Annotated in this window: 20 protein-coding genes; 15 read left to right on the plus strand and 5 right to left on the minus strand. The window is 64.5% G+C overall.

Translation table 11 applies throughout. From position 1 onward, the window contains the following. Positions 1-21 precede the first annotated feature (21 nt). Together LRP30_RS44105 and trmB are read left to right on the plus strand one after the other, a co-directional pair. Entirely contained in the window at positions 22-1,179 is a 1,158-nt protein-coding gene (locus LRP30_RS44105) for a M20 family metallopeptidase (RefSeq protein WP_249758880.1), read from the plus strand. Then, positions 1,176-1,886: a tRNA (guanosine(46)-N7)-methyltransferase TrmB gene (trmB, locus tag LRP30_RS44110; protein WP_249758881.1), complete on the plus strand. Its 711-nt coding sequence runs from the start codon at positions 1,176-1,178 to the stop codon at positions 1,884-1,886. The genes LRP30_RS44105 and trmB overlap by 4 nt, the downstream gene beginning before the upstream one ends. 136 nt (positions 1,887-2,022) lie before the next feature. Here trmB and LRP30_RS44115 read toward each other — a convergent pair whose 3' ends face one another. Next, on the minus strand, positions 2,023-3,105 hold the full coding sequence (locus LRP30_RS44115) for a DUF2336 domain-containing protein (RefSeq protein WP_128946870.1): 1,083 nt from the start codon (positions 3,103-3,105) through the stop codon (positions 2,023-2,025). Between the two features lie 356 nt (positions 3,106-3,461). Between LRP30_RS44115 and rimP the strand changes: the two genes are divergently transcribed. The 8 genes from rimP to pnp all read left to right on the plus strand — a co-directional run bounded on the left by rimP (position 3,462) and on the right by pnp (position 13,885). Further along, positions 3,462-4,217, plus strand: coding sequence for a ribosome maturation factor RimP (gene rimP, locus LRP30_RS44120; protein WP_249758882.1), 756 nt, complete (start codon positions 3,462-3,464; stop codon positions 4,215-4,217). Positions 4,218-4,219: 2 nt separating this feature from the next. Then, entirely contained in the window at positions 4,220-5,827 is a 1,608-nt protein-coding gene (nusA, locus tag LRP30_RS44125) for a transcription termination factor NusA (RefSeq protein WP_128930390.1), read from the plus strand. A 77-nt stretch (positions 5,828-5,904) separates the two neighbouring features. Further along, on the plus strand, positions 5,905-6,588 hold the full coding sequence (locus LRP30_RS44130; protein ID WP_249758883.1) for an RNA-binding protein: 684 nt from the start codon (positions 5,905-5,907) through the stop codon (positions 6,586-6,588). Between the two features lie 70 nt (positions 6,589-6,658). Further along, entirely contained in the window at positions 6,659-9,367 is a 2,709-nt protein-coding gene (gene infB / locus LRP30_RS44135) for a translation initiation factor IF-2 (protein WP_128940686.1), read from the plus strand. A gap of 154 nt (positions 9,368-9,521) precedes the next feature. Then, entirely contained in the window at positions 9,522-9,953 is a 432-nt protein-coding gene (gene rbfA, locus LRP30_RS44140; protein WP_128930393.1) for a 30S ribosome-binding factor RbfA, read from the plus strand. Next, positions 9,950-11,071 (plus strand): tRNA pseudouridine(55) synthase TruB, encoded by a 1,122-nt coding sequence (truB, locus tag LRP30_RS44145; protein WP_164934832.1) that lies wholly within the window; start codon positions 9,950-9,952, stop codon positions 11,069-11,071. The genes rbfA and truB overlap by 4 nt, the downstream gene beginning before the upstream one ends. Positions 11,072-11,073: 2 nt before the next feature. Further along, positions 11,074-11,343 (plus strand): 30S ribosomal protein S15, encoded by a 270-nt coding sequence (gene rpsO, locus LRP30_RS44150; protein ID WP_008540131.1) that lies wholly within the window; start codon positions 11,074-11,076, stop codon positions 11,341-11,343. Between the two features lie 379 nt (positions 11,344-11,722). Further along, positions 11,723-13,885, plus strand: coding sequence for a polyribonucleotide nucleotidyltransferase (pnp, locus tag LRP30_RS44155; RefSeq protein WP_249758884.1), 2,163 nt, complete (start codon positions 11,723-11,725; stop codon positions 13,883-13,885). A gap of 208 nt (positions 13,886-14,093) precedes the next feature. Here the strand turns inward: pnp and katG are convergent, their stop codons facing one another. Then, positions 14,094-16,259: a catalase/peroxidase HPI gene (gene katG / locus LRP30_RS44160; RefSeq protein WP_249758885.1), complete on the minus strand. Its 2,166-nt coding sequence runs from the start codon at positions 16,257-16,259 to the stop codon at positions 14,094-14,096. Positions 16,260-16,372: 113 nt separating this feature from the next. Here katG and LRP30_RS44165 point away from each other — a divergent pair, with 113 nt between their 5' ends. From LRP30_RS44165 to LRP30_RS44185, 5 genes are all read left to right on the plus strand, one after another. After that, positions 16,373-17,299: a hydrogen peroxide-inducible genes activator gene (locus tag LRP30_RS44165; protein ID WP_249758886.1), complete on the plus strand. Its 927-nt coding sequence runs from the start codon at positions 16,373-16,375 to the stop codon at positions 17,297-17,299. A gap of 7 nt (positions 17,300-17,306) precedes the next feature. Continuing rightward, positions 17,307-17,771: a GNAT family N-acetyltransferase gene (locus LRP30_RS44170; RefSeq protein WP_249758887.1), complete on the plus strand. Its 465-nt coding sequence runs from the start codon at positions 17,307-17,309 to the stop codon at positions 17,769-17,771. A 291-nt stretch (positions 17,772-18,062) separates the two neighbouring features. After that, positions 18,063-18,701 (plus strand): hypothetical protein, encoded by a 639-nt coding sequence (locus tag LRP30_RS44175; protein WP_249758888.1) that lies wholly within the window; start codon positions 18,063-18,065, stop codon positions 18,699-18,701. 211 nt (positions 18,702-18,912) lie between these two features. Beyond that, positions 18,913-19,533, plus strand: coding sequence for a hypothetical protein (locus tag LRP30_RS44180; protein WP_249758889.1), 621 nt, complete (start codon positions 18,913-18,915; stop codon positions 19,531-19,533). Positions 19,534-19,676: 143 nt separating this feature from the next. After that, positions 19,677-20,273 carry a glutathione S-transferase family protein gene (locus LRP30_RS44185; RefSeq protein WP_128940692.1) on the plus strand — a complete coding sequence of 199 codons (597 nt, stop codon included), beginning with the start codon at positions 19,677-19,679 and terminating at the stop codon, positions 20,271-20,273. 101 nt (positions 20,274-20,374) lie between these two features. Here the strand turns inward: LRP30_RS44185 and fabI are convergent, their stop codons facing one another. From fabI to fabA, 3 genes are all read right to left on the minus strand, one after another. Then, on the minus strand, positions 20,375-21,172 hold the full coding sequence (gene fabI / locus LRP30_RS44190) for an enoyl-ACP reductase FabI (protein ID WP_249761970.1): 798 nt from the start codon (positions 21,170-21,172) through the stop codon (positions 20,375-20,377). A gap of 127 nt (positions 21,173-21,299) precedes the next feature. Then, complete coding sequence (gene fabB, locus LRP30_RS44195; protein ID WP_128940693.1) at positions 21,300-22,523, minus strand: beta-ketoacyl-ACP synthase I; 1,224 nt, start codon at positions 22,521-22,523, stop codon at positions 21,300-21,302. Between the two features lie 39 nt (positions 22,524-22,562). Continuing rightward, on the minus strand, positions 22,563-23,084 hold the full coding sequence (gene fabA / locus LRP30_RS44200) for a 3-hydroxyacyl-[acyl-carrier-protein] dehydratase FabA (RefSeq protein ID WP_091882246.1): 522 nt from the start codon (positions 23,082-23,084) through the stop codon (positions 22,563-22,565). Between the last annotated feature and the right edge of the window lie 255 nt (positions 23,085-23,339).

Below are 23,339 nucleotides of genomic sequence, written 5' to 3' on the forward strand. Positions count from 1 at the left end.
CCTCGATGCGCGTCCTTTCCGATGATGCGATTCAAAGGCATAGATGCGTTCATGGCCAGCTCCAATTGGTTCGATTCCCAAACCATTCTCGATGGCATCCGGCGCTGGGTTGAGATCGAGACGCCGACGGAAGCACCTGAACAGGTCAACAAGCTGATCTCCGTGGTCGCGGAGCAATACCGCGATCTGCCCGTGACGCTCGAGCGCGTCGCCGGCGTCGGCGGCTGCGGCGACCATCTCGTGGCGCGTTCGACCTGGGGCCAGCACGAGCCGGGCATCCTGGTGCTGAGCCACCTCGATACCGTTCATCCCATGGGCTTCATCAACCGCCTGCCGTTCAAGGTCGAAGGCGACAGTGCGTTCGGTCCGGGCATCTACGACATGAAAGGCGGCGCCTACATCGCCCATCACGCCTTTGGTGCGCTCTGCGCCGCCGGCGATCGTTCGCCGCTCGGCATCACCCACATGTTCACCTCCGACGAGGAGATCGGCAGCCCGACCTCGCGTGCGCTGATCGAGCAGGAAGGGCGCAAGGCCAAATACGTGCTGGTGACGGAGCCGGCGCGCGACGGCGGCAGGATCGTCACGGGGCGCAAGGGCGTCGGACGCTTCCGAGTCTTCATCAAGGGCGTCCCCGCTCATGCCGGCACGCGACCCGGGGACGGCCGAAGTGCCGTCCGCGAGCTCGCCAACGTGATCCTGGCGCTGGAGGGAATGAACGACCTGAAGCGCGGCGTCACCGTCAATGTCGGCGTGGTGCGCGGCGGCACGCGCCCCAATGTGACGCCGGAAGAGGCCTATGCCGAAGTCGATCTGCGCGTGCTGAGCCTCAACGACGCGGACGAGTTCGTCGGCAAGATCCTCGCGCTCACGTCGAAGACCGACGGCGTCACCGTTGAGATCACCGGCGAACTCAATCGTCCGCCTTACGAGAAGAGCAATGCAGGCGCCGCACTCTACGAGCATGCGAAGACACTCGCAGCCGAGATCGGCTTCGAGCTGATCGACACCCACACCGGCGGCGGCTCGGACGGCAATTTCACCGCCGCGCACACCGCGACGCTCGACGGGCTCGGCGTCGACGGCAAGGGCGCGCACACCCATTACGAGCAGCTCTACGTCTCGTCGCTCGCGCCGCGCGCGCGGCTGCTCCATCGCCTGTATCAGACGCTGCGATGAGCGAACGCAAATCAGTTTCCGAGCGCGATGACAGCGAGCGCGCCTTCTTCGGGCGCCGCAAGGGCCACAAGCTCAGGCAGCACCAGGCCGGGCTGATCAATCATCTGCTGCCGCATCTTGCGCTCGACATCGCGAGCGAAGCGTCGGCGAATGCCGGCGAGATATTCGACCCCGCGGCGAGCGAGCTGCGGCTCGAGATCGGCTTCGGCGGCGGCGAGCATCTCGCGGCCGAGGCGCAAAACTTTCCCGCCACCGGCTTCATCGGCTGCGAGCCCTATGTCAACGGCATGGCAAAAATCCTCGCGCAGATCGAGGCGGCCAATATCGGCAACATCCGCCTGTTCGCGGGCGATGCAGCGGAGCTCTTGGCTTGGCTTCCGCAAGCCTCATTGTCGCGGATCGACCTGATCCATCCCGATCCCTGGCCGAAACGGCGGCACTGGAAGCGGCGCTTCGTGCAGGACAGGACCATTGCCGCAATGGCGCGCGTGCTGAAGCCTGGCGGCGAATTCCGCTTCGTCTGCGACATCGACGATTACTGTGCCTGGACGTTGTCGCATCTTGCGCGCTCTTCGGATTTCGTCTGGCTTGCGGAACGCGCCGACGATTTCCGGCAGCCCTGGGCGGGCTACACCATGACGCGCTACGGCCGGAAAGCCGCGCGCGAAGGGCGCAAGGCGGCCTATCTGCGGTTTCAGCGAGTGTAGATACTTCGCGCGGCTCGTCCGCAGTCGTCATGCCCGGGCGTGTCCCGGGCATCCACGGACTTCCTTTCTTCGGTCGCGAAGAACGTGGATGGCCGGGACAAGCCCGGCCATGACGGCAAAGCTGGATGCCTTGATTTCAGATCGTCTGCCGGTTGCGCCAGAAATTCACGACGCGTTCGGCGGTCGTCGGCATCAGGCGCGTGAAATTCATGCGCGCGGTCTCGACGTCGGCATCGGCCGGGGTGCGGTGCGGGCCGTACCAGAGCAGGATAAGCGCGCGCACCGTGGGCCAGCCGAGATTGAGCACGCGCCCCAGGATCAAAATCGGATCGTAGCGATCACCGGCGATCAGGCGGTCGAGCATCGAAAGGCGGACACCGGACATCGCCGAGAGCGAGGCAATCGATTCCTCGTATTTGTGCGCCTTGGCGAAACCGAGCAGCGCGCTCTCGCCGAGATGGCCATCACGATGCAGGGCCAGCACCGTGCGCTGTGCCGCCGAGAAGTCGCGGCGCGGCCCCGGCGGCAGCGCCGCCTCCTCGATGGCCGCCATCGCGCGCTTGATCTCGATCTGGCGCGCGGGATTGACCACGCTGGAGAGGCGACGGCGGATGACGTCGAGCGTACCGTCGAGAAGCTCCTTCAGGTGCTCGCCCGAGAGATCGTTGCGCTGACCGATCTTGAGCGTCAGCACGCCGTCCTGCGCGGCGCGCTTGATCAGCTCGGAATAGCTGCCGGGCGAGAACACCGCACCGGCATTGCCAGCGGCGCGACGCACCACGTCGCGATCACCGCGCTCGACCAGCACGTCGGTAACGACAGCCGGCAAGGTGGGGCGATCCGTCATCGCCAGCAAATGACTCTGACCCTTCAACCGCGCGATCTCGACCAGGGCGGCCTCGTCGAGCACGGGCGAGCGGCGCAGCACAGGGCCCGCCACCATAATCTCGTTTTCGCGCGCGAGCTGGTTCACCAGATGCGGCGGCGCGTTGCCGAGGCGCGAGAAGCGCTCGGCAAGATCGATGCGCGAGGCGAGCTCGGCATGCGGGACGAGATCAATCAGGAGATTGTCGAACAGATCGATCAGTTCGGGGCCGAGTTTTTCGGCATCCCGGAAAAACAATGCAGAGATGGCCCGCGCGATCTCGCCGCGACGCCGCGGATCGCCGCGTTTGACGATATCGTCCAGTCCAGGGATCAGCGACGTGGCAACGGTCATGAAACGCAACTCGGGATCTGGCACGCCGTGGGCGCGCCGTAGCTCAAGCCGCCCCACAATCGGGGAATCTAGGCCTGCTTGATGAAGGAAGCGTTGCGCGGCGGACCGTCCGAAGGTCGCAAAAAGCCTCGTCCTCCCTGCAATGGGCCTTGTCCGGGAGGGTGGAAAAGGCTATATCAGCGCCAATTCATCTTCTCATACGATCCGCGTAGTGAGAGTGGGCCCGAAAGGACCCGCTCTTTTTTATTACCTGAACGCGGCTTGGCGGAAGATGCGGCCCGACGCGTTGTCGGGAGAGTTCCGAAGCGGGCTTTGAAATTAACCGAGCCTTAACCATCGAGCGCCTGACCCCTGCTATGACCGAACCGAACTCTGGTTCCACGGATGCCGAATTGCTGGCCGAGCCGCGGCTCGTGGTCGAGCCGGGCGTCGCGGCCCGGGTGTCCGCGGTTGCAGCTCCGGTGCTCCAGGGCATGGGCTATCGCCTGGTGCGGATCCGCATTTCCGGAGAGGCCGGCTGCACCGTGCAGATCATGGCCGAGCGGCCGGACGGCTCGATGCAGATCGAGGATTGCGAGGCGATCTCGCGGGCGCTGTCGCCCGTGCTCGACGTCGCCGACCCCATCGATCGCGCCTACCGGCTGGAAATCTCCTCGCCGGGGATCGACCGCCCCCTGGTGCGACGCTCCGATTTCGAGCGCTATGCTGGACATCTGGTGAAGATCGAGATGGCGGTCGCCCATGAGGGACGGAAGCGGTTCCGCGGCACGCTCGGTGCTGTCGAGGGCGATCGCGTGCATCTGCATCGCGACGACGTCAAGGCGGGTGATGATCCCGACGTTCTCCTGACCATGGAGGATATCGGCGAGGCACGGCTGGTGCTGACCGACGAGCTGATCGCGGAATCGATGCGTCGCGGCAAGGCCGAGGCGCGCGAGATGCGCCGCAATCTCGGCCTCGAGCCGCCGCCGGCGCCGCACGCCAAGATCAGCGAGAAGACCACCAAGAACACCAAGCCGAACAAGAAGCCGGCCCCGACCAATACGAAGAAACACCGCCTTGCCGCCGAACGCGCGCGGCGCGGCGAGATCGAGCCTGACGAAGGAGACTAGCCATGGCAGTCAGCGCCAATCGACTTGAATTGCTCCAGATCGCGGACGCCGTTGCGCGCGAGAAATCGATCGACCGCGGCATCGTCATCGCCGCGATGGAGGACGCCATCGCCAAAGCGGCACGGGCCCGTTATGGCAGCGAGACTGACGTTCACGCCGAGATCGACCCGAAGAAGGGCGAGCTGCGGCTGTCGCGCCACATGCTGGTGGTCGATAAGGTGGAAAACCATTCCAACCAGATCTCGCTGGTGGATGCGCAGCGCGCCAATCCCGGTGCCCAGGTCGGCGACACCATCGCCGACACGCTGCCGCCGCTGGAATATGGCCGCATCGCCGCGCAGTCGGCCAAGCAGGTGATCGTGCAGAAAGTGCGCGAGGCCGAGCGCGACCGGCAATATCAGGAATTCAAGGACCGCATCGGCGACATCGTCAACGGCGTCGTCAAGCGCGTCGAATATGGCAGCGTGATCGTCGATCTCGGTCGTGGTGAAGCCATCATCCGCCGCGACGAGATGCTGCCGCGCGAAGTGTTCCGCAACGGCGACCGCGTCCGCGCCTACATCTTCGACGTCCGCCGCGAGACGAGAGGCCCGCAGATCTTCCTCTCCCGCACCCATCCGCAGTTCATGGCAAAGCTGTTCGCGCAGGAAGTGCCGGAGATCTATGACGGCATCGTCGAGATCAAGGCGGTCGCCCGCGATCCTGGCTCGCGCGCGAAAATCGGCGTGATTTCCCGCGATTCCTCGGTCGATCCGGTCGGCGCCTGCGTCGGCATGCGCGGCTCGCGCGTGCAGGCGGTGGTGAACGAATTGCAGGGCGAGAAGATCGACATCATTCCCTGGTCGCCCGACATCGCGACCTTCGTGGTCAACGCGCTGGCGCCGGCGGAAGTCTCCAAGGTCGTCATCGACGAAGATCGCGAGCGCATCGAGGTCGTCGTCCCCGATACCAACAACCAGCTTTCGCTCGCGATCGGCCGCCGCGGCCAGAACGTGCGTCTGGCCTCGCAGCTCACCGGCTGGGACATCGACATCCTGACCGAGCAGGAGGAATCGGAGCGCCGCCAGGCGGACTTCGAGAACTCCACCCGCGTCTTCATGGAATCGCTCAACGTCGACGAAGTGGTCGGCCAGTTGCTGGCGTCCGAAGGCTTCACCTCGGTCGAGGAACTCGCGATGGTGGACGTCAAGGAACTCGCCAGCATCGAGGGTTTTGACGAGGAGACCGCGCAGGAGCTCCAGAACCGCGCCCGCGAATATCTCGAGCAGCTGGAAGCCGAGCTCGAGGCCAAGCGCAAGGAACTCGGCGTCGAGGACGCGCTCAAGGACGTGCCCGGCGTGACCTCGAAAATGCTGGTGAAGTTCGGCGAGAATGACATCAAGACCGTCGACGACCTCGCCGGCTGCGCCACCGACGATCTGGTCGGCTGGACCGAGCGCAAGGAAGGCGGCGAGCCGACCAAGCATGCTGGTGCGCTCGACGGCATCGACATCTCCCGTGACGATGCCGAAGCGATGATCATGCAGGCCCGCGTCAAGGCCGGCTGGATCACCGAGGCCGATCTTGCCAAGCCCGAAGAGGCCGAGGCGACCGAAGATCAGCCGGCTTAAGGCGTGTTCAGCGAAAGTGGAGACCGGTTTTGCGTAAAGAACACGCGACTTAGAAGGCGAAGGAGGATGTCGACCGGATGCTCGCCAGCACTGACAGCGAACTCGACCATGGGCCGCGGACCGAAAAGTCCGCGACCATGCGGATGTGCGCGGTCAGCCGCGAGGTCCGGCCGATCGACGAGCTGATCCGCTTCGTCGTATCGCCCCAAGGCGACATAGTTCCCGATCTCAAGCGCAAGCTGCCCGGACGTGGCATGTGGATCACCGCCTCACGGCAGGTGGTTGCGGAAGCCGTGCGGCGTCACCAATTTAGCAAGGCCTTCAAGCGCGACCTGCGCACCCCCCAGACGCTTCCCGCCGACATCGAGACGCTCCTGGTTCGGAGCGTGACGGAAGCCCTTGGGATCGCCGCCAAGGCGGGCCAGGTCGTGGCTGGCTTCGGCAAGGTCGAGAGCGCCCTTCGGGAAGGTACGGTCGAGGTCCTGATCCATGCCAGCGACGGGGCCGCGGACGGAATCCGCAAATTGGACATGCTGGCGCGTCAAAATGCCGGAAATCGCGGCGCCAGGCCGCCGATTCCCGTCATCACCGCGCTGAAATCGATAGAATTGGATTTGGCACTGACCCGGTCAAATGTGATACATGCTGCGCTGCTCGCGGGCCCGGCGAGCAGGTCATTCCTGTCACGTAGCCAGATGCTGGTCCGATACCGGATGGCGGACGATGACAAGACGGCCGAAAAGCACGGCCAGGATTTCTGAGAGACAACGACGAACCGATACGACGGTGCGGCAACGCACAACGACAACAGATCAGGATTAGGACTGCTGAATGGTTGATACCAAGACCCCTGGCGACAAGAAGCTGAGCGTTCCGAGCAAGACGCTATCGCTCAAGCCGCGCGTCGAAACGGGCACCGTGCGCCAGAGCTTCAGCCATGGCCGCAGCAAGCAGGTCGTGGTCGAGAAGCGCGGCAAGCGCCGCATTGGCGACGGCCCCGAGCCGCACGCGCCCGAGGTGACGGCGAAGCCGGCACCGGCCGCGCCCGCGCCGTCGCGCCCGGCGCCACCGCCCGCCTCGCCGCGCAACGCCGGTTCCGGCGTGGTGCTGCGTACCCTGACCGAGGACGAACGTTCCGCCCGTGCCAGCGCGCTGGCCGATGCCAAGCTGCGCGAGGTCGAGGAACGCCGCCAGGCCGAGGAAGAGGCCCAGCGCCGCGCGGTCCGCGAGGCCGCCGAACGCGCCGAGCGCGAAGCCGCCGAGGCCCGCCGCAAGGCCGAGGACGAGCGTCATCGCCACGAGGACGAAGCCAAGCGGAAGGCCGAGACCGAGGCCAAGAAGCGTTTCGGCGAAGGCGAGCAGCCTTCTGCCGCACGTCCCGCAACGGCAGCTCCGACCGCTCCTGCGCCGCGACCCGGCGCCCCCGCGGCGCGGCCCGGCACCCCCATGACGGCACGTCCCGGAACAACGACGGCGCGGCCTGCAACCACGACCGCGCAGCGTCCGGGTGGACCGGCTGGCCGCGGCCCCGCAGTTGCCGCCGAGCCCGACGAGGAGGAGGCTCCGCGCCAGATCCGTCGCGGTCCCGGCGGCGCCATGCGTCCCGCGGCGGCCCCCAAGACCACGCACAAGCCCGGCCCGCAGAAGGAACGCGGTCGCCTCACCGTCGTCACCGCGCTCAACGCCGATGACGTGCGCGAGCGCTCGATCGCCTCGTTCCGCCGCCGCACCCAGCGCCTCAAGGGCCATGCCTCGAACGAGCCCAAGGAAAAGCTCGTCCGCGAGGTGACGATCCCGGAAGCGATCACCATCCAGGAACTCGCCAACCGCATGTCCGAGCGCGCGGTCGACGTCATCCGCATGCTGATGAAGCAGGGCGCGATGCACAAGATCACCGACGTGATAGACGCCGACACCGCGCAGCTGATCGCCGAAGAGCTCGGCCACACCGTCAAGCGCGTCGCCGCCTCGGACGTCGAAGAAGGCCTGTTCGACCAGGTCGACGATTCCACCGATACCGAGACGCGTTCGCCAGTCGTGACCGTGATGGGCCACGTCGACCACGGCAAGACCTCGCTGCTCGACGCGCTACGCCATGCCAACGTGGTCTCCGGCGAAGCCGGCGGCATCACCCAGCATATCGGCGCCTATCAGGTGCTGTCGCCCGAGAGCGGCAAGAAGATCACCTTCATCGACACGCCCGGCCACGCCGCGTTCACCGCGATGCGTGCCCGCGGCGCCAAGGTCACCGACATCGTCGTGCTGGTGGTCGCGGCCGATGACGGCGTGATGCCGCAGACGGTCGAAGCTATCAATCACGCCAAGGCGGCAGGCGTGCCGATCATCGTTGCCATCAACAAGATCGACAAGCCCGATGCCAAGCCCGAGCGCGTCCGCACCGAGCTGCTCCAGCACGAGGTACAGGTCGAATCCTTCGGCGGCGAAGTCGTCGACGTCGAAGTGTCCGCCAAGAACAAGACCAATCTCGACAAGCTGCTCGAGATGATCGCGCTGCAGGCCGAAATCCTCGACCTGAAGACCAATTCGGAGCGTCCGGCCGAAGGCACCGTGATCGAGGCCAAGCTCGATCGCGGCCGTGGTCCGGTCGCGACCGTGCTGGTCCAGCGCGGCACGCTCCGTGTCGGTGACATCATCGTCGCCGGGGCCGAGATGGGCCGCGTCCGCGCGCTGATCTCCGATCAGGGCGAGACGGTACAGGAGGCCGGTCCCTCGGTGCCGGTCGAGGTGCTCGGCTTCAACGGTCCGCCGGAGGCCGGCGATCGTCTCGCCGTGGTCGAGAACGAAGCCCGCGCCCGCCAGGTCACCAGCTACCGCGCGCACCAGAAGCGCGAGAACGCGGCGGCCTCGATCTCCGGCATGCGCGGCTCGCTCGAGCAGATGATGTCGCAATTGAAGACGGCGGGCCGCAAGGAATTCCCGCTGATCGTCAAGGCCGACGTGCAGGGCTCGCTGGAAGCGATCCTCGGCTCGCTGGAGAAGCTCGGCACCGACGAAGTCGCCGCCCGCATCCTGCATGCCGGCGTCGGCGGCATCTCGGAATCAGACGTGACGCTCGCGGAAGGCTTCAACGCCGCGATCATCGGCTTCTCGGTCCGAGCCAACAAGGAGGCCGCCGCGGCCGCCAAGCGCAACGGCATCGAGATCCGCTACTACAACATCATCTACGACCTCGTGGACGACGTGAAGAAGGCGATGAGCGGCCTGCTCGCGCCGACCTTGCGCGAAACCATGCTGGGCAATGCCGAGATCCTGGAGATCTTCAACATCTCCAAGGTCGGCAAGGTCGCCGGCTGCCGCGTCACCGACGGCACCGTGGAACGCGGCGCCAATGTGCGCCTGATCCGCGACAACGTCGTCGTGCACGAAGGCAAGCTGTCGACGCTCAAGCGCTTCAAGGACGAAGTGAAGGAAGTCCAGTCCGGCCAGGAGTGCGGCATGGCCTTCGAGAACTATCACGACATGCGTGCCGGTGACGTCATCGAGTGTTATCGCGTGGAGACGATCCAGCGCTCCCTGTAAGTCCAAATCTTACCGAAGCGTTCGGATCTTTTTGAACTGAAATTGCGAGAGTGCGATGGCCGGATTTTTCCGGCCATCCACCTCTCTTCGTTTCAACAGGACAAATGACAATGCCCGTGTCCCAAACACGGGCATGACGAGGTGATTTTCGAGAATGCCCCGCCATCATCAAAAGAAGAGTTCCGCAGCCGGAGGCTCGCAACGTCAGTTGCGCGTCGGCGAGCAGGTTCGCCATGCGATGGCCGAGATTCTGGCGCAAGGCAACGTGCATGATGCGGATCTCGAAGGTCACATCATCACCGTGCCGGAGGTGCGGATGTCGCCGGACCTGAAGCTCGCGACAATCTACGTGATGCCGCTCGGTGGCCGCGACACCGAGATCGTCATCGCTGCGCTCGAGCGCAACAAGAAATTCCTGCGCGGCGAAGTCGCGCGGCGCGTTAACCTGAAATTTGCACCTGACATTCGCTTCCGCGTCGACGAACGATTCGACGAGGCGGAACGGATCGAGAAGCTTTTGCGAACACCTGCGGTGCAGAAGGACTTGGAACAGGATCCGGATTCGGATCGGGAAGAAGAACGATGACGATGGACCCGGCTCACGACACGATCAGCGGCGAACAGGGCGATCAACGCGACGTGCAGACAAATAATTTTGCGGATCTGGGCAGCAATTCTCAATCGTACCAGGAGCCGCGCCGCGTCAACAACGATCCGCGCGCCAAGCAGCAGCAGAAGGGCAACCAGCCGCGCCGCGACCGGCGCGACGTCCACGGCTGGGTCGTGCTCGACAAGCCGATCGGCATGACCTCGACCCAGGCCGTCGCCGTGCTCAAGCGCCTGTTCAACGCCAAGCGCGCGGGACATGCCGGCACGCTCGATCCGCTCGCCTCGGGCGGCCTGCCGATCGCACTCGGCGAAGCCACCAAGACCGTTCCCTTCGTGATGGACGGCCGCAAGCGCTACCAGTTCACCGTATGCTGGGGCGAGGAACGCGACACCGACGATATCGAGGGTCGGGTCACCGCGACCTCCGACCAGCGCCCGACCCGGGAGGCCATCCTGGCCCTGTTGCCCCGCTTCACCGGGGTGATCGAGCAGATTCCGCCGCGCTATTCCGCGATCAAGGTCCAGGGCGAGCGCGCCTATGACCTCGCCCGCGACGGCGAGGTCGTGGAGCTGGCGCCCCGCCCCGTCGAGATTCACCATTTAACCCTTGTGGATCAACCGGATAACGACCGGGCCGTGTTCGAGGCCGAGTGCGGCAAGGGCACCTATGTCCGGGCGCTGGCCCGCGATATGGGCCGGATTCTCGGCACTTATGGCCATATCTGCGCGCTGCGGCGGACCCTGGTCGGCCCATTTGGCGAAAACGACATGATTCCGCTGGATCAGCTGGAGGCTTTGTGCGATAGAGCCGCGTCCGGCGAGGGCAGCCTCGCCGACGCGCTTTTGCCCGTTGAGACCGCGCTGGACGACATCCCGGCACTGGCCGTCACTCGGGCTGATGCGGCAAGGCTCCATCGGGGCCAGGCCGTTTTGTTGCGCGGACGGGATGCGCCCACTTGTAGCGGCACAGTCTATGTCACGGTGGCAGGCCGTCTTTTGGCGCTTGCCGAAGTTGGCAATGGCGAAATCATCCCCAAGCGTGTGTTCAACCTGACCGGCCTGACTGCCAGCCCCGGTCGCAACGAGAGAAATTGACGATGTCGATTGCCGCAGAACGCAAAGCGGAAGTCATCAAGACCAATGCCACCAAGGCCGGCGACACCGGCTCGCCCGAGGTTCAGGTCGCGATCCTGTCGGAACGCATCAACAACCTCACCAACCATTTCAAGACCCACGTGAAGGACAACCATTCGCGTCGCGGCCTCTTGAAGCTGGTCTCGACCCGCCGCTCGCTCCTCGACTACCTCAAAAAGAAGGACGAGGCGCGGTACAAGGCGCTGCTCGAGAAGCACAACATTCGTCGTTAAGAGTTCCTGCGCGCGCCACTGGCGCGCGTTTTCGCGCGTGGTTTCGAACGAAAGCGCTTCCTTAAAGGTTTTTGATCGAGGCTGCGTGCGCGTCGGATGCGAGCCGTTGACGGCGAACATCCGGGGCATGATGAGCGAAGACCAAGGTTCGGTGTTCGCGTTCGTGCCGACTGACAGTCCAGCAGCAATCCGGCGGCTGGGCACAACGGGCAAGGCGCCCGTATGACCCGAAAGGATGGACGCCATCCGACATCCAAAAACCATGGCAGGATCGCAGGACGCTGATCACCCGCTCCGATCAGCGCCTCGCAATCTTGCGCATGGTTTTTGTTTTTCGAAGCGTGTCCCTTCTTTCGAGAACCCATGAAAGAAGACCTCTATGTTCAATAAGCATTCAGTCGAGATCGACTGGGGCGGACGCCCTCTCAAGCTCGAAACCGGCAAGATCGCCCGTCAGGCCGACGGCGCCGTCATCGCCACCTATGGTGAGACCGTGGTGCTTGCCACGGTCGTCGCGGCGAAGGCGCCGCGCGAAGGCGTCGACTTCCTGCCGCTGACTGTTGACTACCAGGAAAAGACCTACGCTGCGGGGCGCATTCCCGGCGGCTATTTCAAGCGCGAGGGACGTCCGACCGAGAAGGAGACGCTGGTCTCCCGCCTGATCGACCGTCCGATCCGCCCGCTGTTCGTCGACGGTTGGCGCAACGAGACCCAGGTGATCGTCACCGTGCTCTCGCACGACATGGAAAACGATCCCGATATCGTGGCGATGGTCGCGGCCTCCGCCGCGCTGACGCTGTCCGGCGTGCCGTTCAAGGGCCCGATCGGCGCGGCGCGTGTCGGCTTTGCCAATGACGAATTCGTCCTCAACCCGACGCTCGACGAGATGGTCGACACCCAGCTCGATCTCGTCGTCGCCGGCACCGCCGACGCCGTGCTGATGGTGGAATCGGAAGCCAAGGAGCTCAACGAAGACGTGATGCTCGGCGCCGTGATGTTCGGTCACCGCCACTTCCAGCCGGTCATCAACGCGATCATCGAGCTCGCCGAGAAGGCCGCCAAGGAGCCGCGCGAAGTCACCGCGATCGACAATTCGGCGATCGAAAAGGAAATGCTCGGCCTGATCGAGCAGGAGCTGCGCGCCGCCTACGCGATCCCCGTGAAGCAGGAGCGTTATGCCGCGGTCGGCGTCGCCAAGGAAAAGGTGATGGCCCACTACTTCCCGGAGGGCCAGGAGCCGAAATACGACAAGCTCCGTATCGCCGGCGTGTTCAAGGAGCTCGAGGCCAAGATCGTTCGCTGGAACGTCCTCGACACCGGCAAGCGCATCGACGGCCGCGACGTCAAGACGGTGCGCAACATCGTCGCCGAAGTCGGCGTGCTGCCGCGCGCCCACGGCTCGGCGCTGTTCACCCGCGGCGAGACCCAGGCGATGGTCGTGACCACACTCGGCACCGGTGAGGACGAGCAGTACATCGACGCGCTGTCGGGGACGTACAAGGAAACATTCCTGCTGCACTACAACTTCCCGCCCTACTCGGTCGGCGAGACCGGCCGCCTCGGCGGCACCAAGCGCCGCGAGATCGGCCACGGCAAGCTCGCCTGGCGCGCGATCCACCCGGTGCTGCCGCCGCATCACGAGTTCCCCTACACAACGCGCGTGGTGTCGGAGATCACCGAATCCAACGGCTCCTCCTCGATGGCTTCGGTCTGCGGCGCCTCGCTGGCGCTGATGGATGCCGGCGTGCCGCTCAAGCGGCCGACCGCGGGCATCGCGATGGGCCTGATCCTCGAGGACAAGCGCTTTGCGGTTCTTTCGGACATCCTCGGTGACGAGGACCATCTCGGTGACATGGACTTCAAGGTCGCCGGTACCGAACAGGGCATCACCTCGCTCCAGATGGACATCAAGATCGAGGGCATCACCGAAGAGATCATGCGCGTCGCCCTTGGCCAGGCCAAGGAAGGCCGCATCCACATCCTCGGCGAGATGGCCAAGGCCCTGACCGCGGCCCGCGCCGAGCTCGGCGAATACGCGCCGCGCATCGAGAGCTTCAAGATCCCGACCGACAAGATCCGCGAAGTGATCGGCACCGGCGGCAAGGTGATCCGCGAGATCGTCGAGAAGACCGGCGCCAAGGTCAACATCGAGGACGACGGCACCGTGAAGGTCGCCTCCAGCGACGGCGAGGCGATGAAGGCCGCGATCAAGTGGATCAAGTCGATCGCGTCCGAGCCGGAAGTCGGCCAGATCTATGACGGCACCGTCGTCAAGGTGATGGAGTTCGGCGCCTTCGTGAACTTCTTCGGCTCCAAGGACGGCCTCGTCCACATCAGCCAGCTCGCGGCCAACCGCGTGCAGAAGACCTCCGACGTCGTCAAGGAAGGCGACAAGGTCAAGGTCAAGCTGCTCGGCTTCGACGACCGCGGCAAGACCCGCCTGTCGATGAAGGTAGTCGACCAGACCACCGGCGAAGACCTCGAAGCCAAGGAGAAGGCCGCCGAGGGCGAGAAGGCTCCGCGCGAAGCGGCCGGCGAGTAAGTTCTCGCGACACGGTCAAAAACACGAAGGGCGGCCGAAAGGCCGCCCTTTTTGTTTGTGGCTTGTCCCGGGCAACGTGCGCCCCCTCTCCCGCTTGCGGGAGAGGCGTAGGCGGCCTATGGCCGCCGTTCTCAGATGAAGAACGCCGATGCAAGGCATCGGCTACCTTCGGCGCGACCTCTCCCGCAAGCGGGAGAGGTGCAAGACCTCAAGCCGCGATGTCGAACCGGTCGAGGTTCATCACCTTGGTCCAGGCTTTGGCGAAGTCCTTCACGAACTTCTCCTTGGAGTCCGAGGTGGCATAGACCTCGGCGAAGGCGCGGAGCTGCGAGTGCGAGCCGAAGATCAGGTCGGAACGCGTGCCGGTCCACTTCACCGCGTTGGTCTTGCGGTCGCGGGCCTCGTAGGTGCCGTCGGCAACCGGCGCCCATTGCGTGCTCATGTCGAGCAAGTTGACGAAGAAGTCGTTGCTCAGCGTGCCCACCTTCGCGGTGAAGACGCCGTGCTTCGAACCGTTCGCATTGGCGCCGAGCACACGCAGGCCACCGACCAGCACGGTTAGCTCGGGCCCGGTGAGCTTCAACAGCTGCGCGCGATCGACGAGCGCCTCTTCAGGCATCATGAACTGATGCTTCTTGCCGGTGTAGTTGCGGAAACCATCGGCCCGCGGCTCCAGCGGCGCGAAGGAGGCAGCATCCGTCTGCTCCTGCGAAGCGTCCATGCGGCCCGGCGCGAAGGCGACCTTGACGTCGACGCCGGCATCCTTGGCGGCCTTCTCGACCGCGGCGGTGCCGCCGAGCACGATCAGGTCCGCAAGCGAGACCTTCTTCGCGCCTGAGGACGCGTTGAAGTCCTTCTGGATCGCTTCGAGCTTGCCGAGGACCTTGGCGAGCTGAGCCGGCTGATTCACCTCCCAGTCCTTCTGCGGCGCGAGGCGAATGCGAGCGCCGTTGGCGCCGCCACGCTTGTCCGAGCCGCGGAACGTCGAAGCCGACGCCCACGCGGTCGAGACTAGCTCCGACACCGACAGACCCGAGGCCAGGATCTTGGTCTTCAGCGAGGCAATGTCCTGCTCGCCGACCAGCTCGTGATTCACGGCCGGAATCGGATCCTGCCAGATCAGCGTCTCCTTCGGCACCAGCGGTCCGAGATAGCGCTGGATCGGGCCCATATCGCGATGGGTGAGCTTGAACCAGGCGCGGGCGAAGGCGTCCGCAAACTGATCGGGATGCTCGAGGAAGCGCCGCGAGATCTTCTCATAGGCTGGATCGAAGCGGAGCGAGAGGTCCGTCGTCAGCATGGTCGGCACATGCTTCTTGGACTTGTCGAAGGCATCGGGAATGACGGCCTCGGAGTTCTTGGCCTTCCACTGCTGCGCCCCCGACGGCGCCTTCGTCAGCTCCCATTCGTACTTGAACAGATTCTCGAAGAAGTAGTTGCTCCACTTGGTGGGCGTCTGCGACCAGGTGACTTCCGGGCCGCCGGTGATCGCATCGGCGCCGACGCCGGTGCCGTGCTTGCTTTTCCAGCCGAGGCCCTGATCTTCCAGCGCGCCCGCTTCCGGTTCCGGACCGACCAGCGACGGATCGCCCGCGCCGTGGGCCTTGCCGAACGTGTGACCGCCGGCGATCAGTGCGACGGTTTCCTCGTCGTTCATCGCCATGCGCAAGAAGGTCTCGCGGATGTCCTTGGCCGCCGCGATCGGATCCGGCTTGCCGTTCGGGCCTTCCGGATTGACGTAGATGAGGCCCATCTGCACCGCGCCGAGCGGCTCGGCGAGCTGACGCTCACCGCTGTAGCGCTCATCGCCCAGCCAGGTGCCTTCGGGACCCCAATAGAGCTCTTCCGGCTCCCAGACGTCGGCGCGGCCACCCGCAAAACCAAACGTCTTGAAGCCCATCGATTCCAGCGCGACGTTGCCGGCCAGCACCATCAAATCGGCCCAGGAGATCTTGCGGCCGTATTTCTGCTTGATCGGCCAGAGCAGGCGGCGTGCCTTGTCGAGGTTGGCGTTGTCGGGCCAGCTGTTGAGCGGCGCGAAGCGCTGCTGACCGGCGCCGGCGCCACCGCGGCCGTCGGTGATGCGGTAAGTGCCCGCGCTGTGCCAGGCCATGCGGATCATCAGGCCGCCGTAATGACCGAAGTCGGCCGGCCACCATTCCTGCGAATCCGTCATCAGGGCTGTCAGGTCCTTAACGACCGCGTTCAGGTCGAGCGACTTGAACTCCTTGGCATAGTCGAATTCTTTGCCCATCGGATCGGACAGGTCGGAATTCTTGTGCAGCATCTCGATGCTGAGCTGGGTTGGCCACCAGTCGCGGTTCACGCGCGTGGGTTTTCCGCCCGTAAACGGGCACTTCGAAGTGTCATCCATGATTACCTCCTCTGGTGGCGTCCGACGGCGCCTTTGACCAGGTAGAAATACTCTAAGCGTCGCCTCCCATCAGGTGAAGTTGACTTTAATGATCGCTGCGATAGGATTTTCTGATGATAAACCTGACGCTGCGCCAGCTCCGCTATTTCGATGCACTGGCGCGCCACGGCCATTTCGGCCGCGCAGCCGAGGCCTGCTCGATCTCGCAGCCGGCCTTGTCGATGCAGATCAAGGAGTTGGAAGAGACCCTCGGCGGCCTGCTGCTGGAGCGCAGCGCGCGGCAGGTCGCGCTGACCCGGTTCGGCGAGGAGCTCGCGCAACGCGTCCGCGACATTTTGCGCTCGGTCGATGAGCTCGGCGACTTCGCCCGGGCATCACGGGACCGCTTCGCCGGCCGCCTGCGCATTGGCATGATTCCGACCATCGCGCCCTATCTCTTGCCCAAGATCACCAAGAACCTGACGCGCATGCATCCGGAGCTCGATATCCGCGTGCGCGAGACCATGACGCCGCGACTGATCCAGGAGCTAGTCGAGGGCCGGCTCGACACCGCCATCGTCGCGCTGCCGGTGTCCGAGCCTTCGCTCACCGAGGTCGCGCTGTTCGACGAGAAATTCCTGCTGGTGCGGCCGGGCGCGGACGAGGGCACCCCGGTGCCGTCGCGCGAGATGATGCGGGAGATGCGGCTGTTGCTGCTCGAGGAGGGGCACTGCTTCCGCGATCAGGCGCTGTCCTTCTGCAACATGCAATCGGCGCCGCCGCGCGAGATGCTGGATGCGAATTCCCTCTCGACGCTGGTCCAGATGGTCAGTGCCGGCATCGGCGTCACTTTGATCCCGGAGATGGCGGTGCCGGTGGAGACGCGATCGGCCTCGGTCTCGCTGGCGCGCTTCCGTGACCCCCAACCCTCGCGCACCATCGGCATGATCTGGCGCAAGACCAATCCGCTGGCGCGACAGCTGCTACAGATCTCCGAGGTGGTGTGCCTGTCGGCCGGCAAGGCGCGCCCGCGTCCGGCCGCGCGCAGTCACAGTGCCTGAGCGCCCGATGCCGCATCCGATCATCCGCCCTGCGCGCGCCGACGAACATGACGAGGTCGGCCGCGTCTGGATGGAGAGCTGGGTCTCGACCGGCCTCGCTGAGGCCAGCGACTTCCTGCTGGCAAATCTGCGCGCGCGCGTCCGGCGCGAGATCGAGAACGGCTGGAGCCTGTTCGTCGCCGACGACAACGGCACGATCGCCGCGATGCTGGCGCTGCATCTGCCGAAGCGCTATCTCGACATGCTTTTCGTCGCGCCCGCCTATCAGAGCCAATCGCTCGGCCGGCAATTGCTCGCCTTCACGCGCACGCAACTGCCTGATGAGATGTACCTGCGCTGCGTGCGCGAGAACGAAAAAGCCTGGCGCTGGTATGAGCGCGAGGGCTTCGTATTCGAGAAAGAAGAGATCGAGCCGTCGAACGGGTTCGTGATGAAGTATTATCGGTGGAAGCGGCAGCGACCGACGGGATAGACGACGTTTGCCGGGTGCAGCTTGCGGTTGTCACACTCCCACCCTAGTGTGGGGTGTCCGACGCCCCCTTGCCTCTGATCCCGCTTGGAATTCATGTTTCGATTTGCTGCTTCGGTGCTCGTCCTGCTGTCCTTTCTGGCTCCGGCAGCCGCGCAAACCCCTCCTGCGACCGCAACTCCCTCCGCCCAGACCGCGCCCCAGGCAAAGCCGGCTGCCAAGAAGGCAACGGCGAAGCCGAAGGCTCCGGCTAAACCCACCGAGCAGACGACTGCCGGTCCTTGCGGCGTCGGCGTGATCGCGGCGACGCAGGACCCATTCGTCGTCGAGAAGATCGGCCTAACGGTGTTCGGCAACGAGTATGCGGAAGTGCCGGTTTCCTGGGGCCTTGACGACCTTGTCTTCGCACGTGTGCGTGCGGCGGCGCGCGCCACGCCGCTCAGGCGAATTGCCTACGCCAAAGGCGCGTTCGACGCCTACTATCATCCGAAGCCCAGTCTGTTTCGCAACGAGCGCGAAGAGCTGTCGAACCTGATCCGTCAGATCGCGGGCAATGCCGGCTGCGAACGATATGTCGTCGTCACGCGCGGCGAGGGGATGCTGCCGGGGACCAATCAGCCGCTCCGGGGACTCGGTATTCTCAATCGTGGCGCAGGTATCATCAGCTATTCGTTTCTGTACGCTTATATCGGCGTGACCGTGTTCGACGGCCAGACCTTTGAAATCAAGAAGGGGCCTGGCGTGACGCTGGAAGGCGTCATGAAGCATATGGCTGACAGTTTCGTGCAGGACGAACGTCTTCGCAAAGTAGACAACTCCCTGTTTCCGGTCACGGCGGCCGACTCCGCCGGCAACACGACCCTGCGTGACAACATGCGCGATTTCCTGACGGAGCGGCTAGACAAGATCTTACCGCCCTATTTCGCGCAGTGAGACGCGGTGGGGTATAAGGATGAACGTTCTCGCCGCTGTCGCGATGGTCTCATATGCACTGTTATCGCCAAGCGGCGGACAGGTGCAGCCTGCGCCGAAGCCGGAGTCGGTCAGGCCCGCGGCGAAAAAGCCGACAACCGTCACTCCACGCCGGCCCGCAGAAGCGGGCCCGTGCCAGATCGGCGTCATTCCGATCGCCGGCGACCTCTTCATGGTCGAGAAGTTCGGGCCCCTGAAGTTCCTCGACAAGTACACGCGGACTTCAGTCGCGGCGTGGGCACTCGACGACCTCGTAGTCTCGCGCGTTCGCGCCGCCGCGCCCGGCAGTTCAGTGCGGAGGATACCTTACACACGAGAGGAACTCAGGTCCGGAGGCCACCAGAAGCAGAATCCATTTTTCTATCGTGCAGCCGCTGACGTGAAGGGCTTTGTCCAATTTCTCGCGCCCAAGATCCGTTGCGATCGTTACGTCGTCGTCCACCGGCACGGCGGAACGCAGCGGGAATACGGTATCGGCATCTCGCAATACCCGTATGGCGGCCCCGTGCATCTCTTCGCCATGATGTTCATCCGGGTCTATGACGGTCAGACCCTGGAGTTGACGAAGGAGGCGCCTGCCTTGATGACGGAGGACACCTATATCGAACGCATGACGCACAATTTTCTCGGCGGCCCCTCAACCCAGCTGGATCGCGCGATGTTTCCCGAAAAGCCTGCGGACGTGGTCAACAATCCGGTGCTCCGCGAGGGCGTGCGCACGATGCTGACGAAAAGCCTCGACAAGACATTGCCATCCTTGTTGCAACAACCGGCGCAGACTCCGCCACGCTGATTGAAGGGGTCCGCCGACTTCGCGTTGACCAAGATGTGGCGACCGGGCGCCGCATCCGCCTAGGCATAGTGCGTTGCGAATGCGTAGCAAACGCGTCATGAATTGCGCGCCGTTCGCCTCTCGCCGATGGAAGGTTCCTCGCCATGATCAAGCTCTATTGGTCGCCCCGCTCGCGCTCGTTCACGACGCTCTGGCTGATGGAAGAGAGCGGCCTCGCCTATGAACGCGTGCTGACCGACATCTCGACCGGCGCGCAAAAGGCGCCGGACTATCTGAAGATCAATCCGATGGGCAAGGTGCCGGCGCTGACCGACGGCGACGCCGCGCTCGGCGAGGCCGCTGCGATCTGCGCCTACATTGGCGATCGCTATCCCGAGACCAAGCTCGCGCCCGCTGTGACCGATCCGCGCCGCGCGCGCTATCTGCAATGGCTGTTCTTCTCGCCGGGCTGCATCGAGCCCGCCATCATCCAGATCTACACCAAGATCGAGATCCCGACCTCGACCGCGGCCTGGGGCAGCGCGACACAGGTCTTCGACGTGCTGGAAGCCGCGCTCGAGAAGGGGCCGTGGATTCTCGGCGAGGAATTTTCTGCCGCCGACATCACCATCGGCTCCGGCCTGAATTTCGCGGTGCGGCTGTTCAAGATGGTGCCGTCGCGCCCGGCGTTCGACGCCTATCTCGCGCGCTGCATGGCGCGGCCGGCATTCCAGCGCGCCGAGAAGATCGCGGCGGGGTAAACGGGTGGGCAAAGCGTAAGCGTGTCCACCATCTGTCCCGAATTGTCGAGAGATGGTGGGCACGTCGCTTGCGCTCCTTTGCCCACCCTACAGAATCTCAGCTACTCCGTCTTCAAATCGTCAGGCCTCGGCATCAGGATGATGTTGTAGCCGGAATCGACGTAGTGGATCTCGCCGGTCACGCCGCCGGAGAGATCCGACAACAGATACAGCGCCGAGCCGCCGAGCTCGTCGAGCGTGACGCCGCGGCGCAGCGGCGCATGCTTCTGCTGGAATGCGAACATCGCCCGCGCCTCGCCGATGCCGGAGCCGGCGAGCGTGCGGATGGGGCCTGCGGAGATCGCGTTGACGCGGATGCCGCGCGGCCCGAAATCCGCGGCGAGATAGCGGACTGAGGCTTCCAGCGCCGCCTTGGCCACGCCCATCACGTTGTAATTCGGCATCGCGCGCTCCGAAGCGCCGAAGGTCAGCGTGATCATGCTGCCGCCCTCGGTCATCAGCTCGGCGGCGCGTTTTGCGACCTCCGTGAACGAGAAGCAGGAGATCACCATGGTGCGCGAGAAATTCTCGCGGCTGGTGTCGGCGTAGCGGCCTTTCAGCTCGTTCTTGTCGGCAAAGCCGATCGCGTGGATCACGAAGTCGAGCTTGCCCCATTTCTCGCGGAGCGCAACGAAAGTCGCATCGACGCTGGCGATGTCCTCGACGTCGCACGGCAGCACCAGATCGACGCCGAGCTGCTCCGCCAGCGGCTTGACGCGCTTGCCCAGGGCCTCGCCCTGGAAGGTGAAGGCGAGCTCGGCGCCATGGGCATGCAGCGTCCTCGCCATGCCCCAGGCGATCGAATGATCATTGGCGATGCCCATGATCAGACCGCGCTTGCCTTTCATCAAACCTTCCATCTCACGATCACCTTCCGCTTTCGTCATGCCCTGGGCATCCACGCCCTTCGAAACCTGAGGCCAAGACGTGGATGGCCGGGACAAGCCCGGCCATGACGAGAAAATCAACGGTGCGCCAACAACGCCGTCACGCATCCAGCCGGCTGAACACCAGCGTGGCGTTGGTGCCGCCGAAGCCGAAGGAGTTCGACAGCACGGTGCCGATCTTGACGTTGTCGATGCGCTTGCGCACGATCGGCATGTCCGCGAACACGGGATCGAGCTCCTGGATGTGCGCGCTCTCGCAGATGAAGCCGTTGTTCATCATCAGCAGCGAATAGATCGCTTCCTGCACGCCGGTGGCGCCCAGCGAGTGGCCGGTCAGCGCCTTGGTCGCCGAGATCGGCGGGCACTTCTCGCCGACGCCGAAAACTCTGCGGATCGCATCGATCTCCGGCGGATCGCCGGCGGGCGTCGAGGTCGCGTGCGGATTGATGTAGTCGACCTTGGTCTTCACCGTCGACATCGCCATGCGCATGCAGCGCTCGGCGCCTTCGCCCGACGGTGCGACCATGTCGTAACCGTCCGAGGTCGCGCCATAACCGACGATCTCGCCATAGATGCGCGCGCCGCGGGCCTTGGCATGCTCGAGCTCTTCCAGCACCAGCACGCCGGCGCCGCCGGCGATGACGAAGCCGTCGCGATTGACGTCGTAGGGACGCGAGGCCGTGGCGGGCGTGTCGTTGTATTTCGAGGACATCGCGCCCATGGCGTCGAACAGCACCGACAGCGACCAGTCCAGCTCTTCGCAGCCGCCGGCGAAGATGACGTCCTGCTTGCCGATCTGGATCGTCTCATAGGCGTTGCCGACGCAATGGTTCGAGGTCGCGCAGGCCGAGGAGATCGAATAGTTCACGCCCTTGATCTTGAACCAGGTCGCAAGCGTCGCGGAGGCCGTGGACGACATCGCCTTCGGCACGGCAAACGGTCCGACGCGCTTCGGTCCCTTGCTGCGGGTGATGTCGGCGGATTCGACGATGGTGCGCGCCGAGGGGCCGCCGGAGCCCATGATGATGCCGGTGCGGATGTTGGAGACTTCGTCGGGCGACAGACCGGAATCCTGAATCGCCTGCTCCATCGCGACGTGATTCCACGCCGCGCCCTGACCGAGGAAACGCATGGCGCGACGGTCGACCACCGTCGCAGGATCGAGCGTCGGCTCGCCTTGCACCTGCGAACGGAAGCCGAGCTCGGCATATTTCTCAGCCCGCGAAATGCCCGACTTCGCCTCGTGCAGGCTCGCAAGCACTTCCTGGGTGTTGTTTCCGATCGACGAGACAATGCCCATCCCGGTGACCACAACCCGCCTCATGACAGCCTCGCCTAAATCGTTGCCTTCTTGGTGATGCGCTCAGCCCAGGCTCGTGCCCTGCTTGAACAGGCCGACCTTCAGGTCCTTGGCGCGATAAATAATCTGGTCATCGACCGAAAGCCACCCGTCGGCGATACCGAGCACGAGCTTTGAACGCATCACCCGTTTGATATCGACGTTGTACACAACCTTGCGGGCCTCGGGCAGCACCTGGCCGCCGAACTTCAGCTCGCTGAGGCCGAGCGCGCGGCCGCGACCTTCGCCGCCGATCCAGCCGAGATAGAAGCCGACCATCTGCCACAGCGCATCGAGGCCGAGGCAGCCGGGCATCACCGGATCGTTCTTGAAGTGGCAGCCGAAGAACCAGAGGTCGGGCTTCACGTCGAGCTCGGCGCGCACCAGGCCCTTGCCGAACTCCCCGCCATTGTCACTAATTTCCGTGATGCGGTCGAACATGAGCATCGGCGGCAGCGGCAACTGGGCATTGCCCGGGCCGAACATCTCGCCGCGGGCACACGCCAGCAGATCTTCGTATTCGTAACCGTTGCGCCTGTTCAGCATGCACGAGCCTCTGTTCTAATCCCGATTGAGCGACGTTTTTTGGCGAAAATGGGCCCCGTCTCGGTCGGAGAGCAACGCCAATTGCCATCGTCAGGCGCACCTCCCGCAAGCCCCGATGGACTGCGGACGGGCCGCCATGCCTGGCTGCGCCAAAATCGGCTAAGCGGAACCGCGCGCTCTCTAACACAGGCATTTCGGGTCGCAAAGCGCGTCCATGAAGGTAAAATGACCGCTCCCCTCGCCCGGTTCCAAGTC

Origin of the sequence: Bradyrhizobium sp. C-145 (genome assembly GCF_023375135.1) — a bacterium.
Classification (GTDB): domain Bacteria; phylum Pseudomonadota; class Alphaproteobacteria; order Rhizobiales; family Xanthobacteraceae; genus Bradyrhizobium; species Bradyrhizobium zhanjiangense.

What these genes read in the sequence shown, in the direction of transcription:
- LRP30_RS44105 (WP_249758880.1), top strand. Translation starts at nt 22, where the DNA reads ATGATGCGATTCAAAGGCATAGATGCGTTCATGGCCAGCTCCAATTGG.
- trmB (WP_249758881.1), top strand. Translation starts at nt 1,176, where the DNA reads ATGAGCGAACGCAAATCAGTTTCCGAGCGCGATGACAGCGAGCGCGCC.
- LRP30_RS44115 (WP_128946870.1), bottom strand. Translation starts at nt 3,105, where the DNA reads ATGACCGTTGCCACGTCGCTGATCCCTGGACTGGACGATATCGTCAAA.
- rimP (WP_249758882.1), top strand. Translation starts at nt 3,462, where the DNA reads ATGACCGAACCGAACTCTGGTTCCACGGATGCCGAATTGCTGGCCGAG.
- nusA (WP_128930390.1), top strand. Translation starts at nt 4,220, where the DNA reads ATGGCAGTCAGCGCCAATCGACTTGAATTGCTCCAGATCGCGGACGCC.
- LRP30_RS44130 (WP_249758883.1), top strand. Translation starts at nt 5,905, where the DNA reads ATGCTCGCCAGCACTGACAGCGAACTCGACCATGGGCCGCGGACCGAA.
- infB (WP_128940686.1), top strand. Translation starts at nt 6,659, where the DNA reads ATGGTTGATACCAAGACCCCTGGCGACAAGAAGCTGAGCGTTCCGAGC.
- rbfA (WP_128930393.1), top strand. Translation starts at nt 9,522, where the DNA reads ATGCCCCGCCATCATCAAAAGAAGAGTTCCGCAGCCGGAGGCTCGCAA.
- truB (WP_164934832.1), top strand. Translation starts at nt 9,950, where the DNA reads ATGACGATGGACCCGGCTCACGACACGATCAGCGGCGAACAGGGCGAT.
- rpsO (WP_008540131.1), top strand. Translation starts at nt 11,074, where the DNA reads ATGTCGATTGCCGCAGAACGCAAAGCGGAAGTCATCAAGACCAATGCC.
- pnp (WP_249758884.1), top strand. Translation starts at nt 11,723, where the DNA reads ATGTTCAATAAGCATTCAGTCGAGATCGACTGGGGCGGACGCCCTCTC.
- katG (WP_249758885.1), bottom strand. Translation starts at nt 16,259, where the DNA reads ATGGATGACACTTCGAAGTGCCCGTTTACGGGCGGAAAACCCACGCGC.
- LRP30_RS44165 (WP_249758886.1), top strand. Translation starts at nt 16,373, where the DNA reads ATGATAAACCTGACGCTGCGCCAGCTCCGCTATTTCGATGCACTGGCG.
- LRP30_RS44170 (WP_249758887.1), top strand. Translation starts at nt 17,307, where the DNA reads ATGCCGCATCCGATCATCCGCCCTGCGCGCGCCGACGAACATGACGAG.
- LRP30_RS44180 (WP_249758889.1), top strand. Translation starts at nt 18,913, where the DNA reads ATGGTCGAGAAGTTCGGGCCCCTGAAGTTCCTCGACAAGTACACGCGG.
- LRP30_RS44185 (WP_128940692.1), top strand. Translation starts at nt 19,677, where the DNA reads ATGATCAAGCTCTATTGGTCGCCCCGCTCGCGCTCGTTCACGACGCTC.
- fabI (WP_249761970.1), bottom strand. Translation starts at nt 21,172, where the DNA reads ATGGAAGGTTTGATGAAAGGCAAGCGCGGTCTGATCATGGGCATCGCC.
- fabB (WP_128940693.1), bottom strand. Translation starts at nt 22,523, where the DNA reads ATGAGGCGGGTTGTGGTCACCGGGATGGGCATTGTCTCGTCGATCGGA.
- fabA (WP_091882246.1), bottom strand. Translation starts at nt 23,084, where the DNA reads ATGCTGAACAGGCGCAACGGTTACGAATACGAAGATCTGCTGGCGTGT.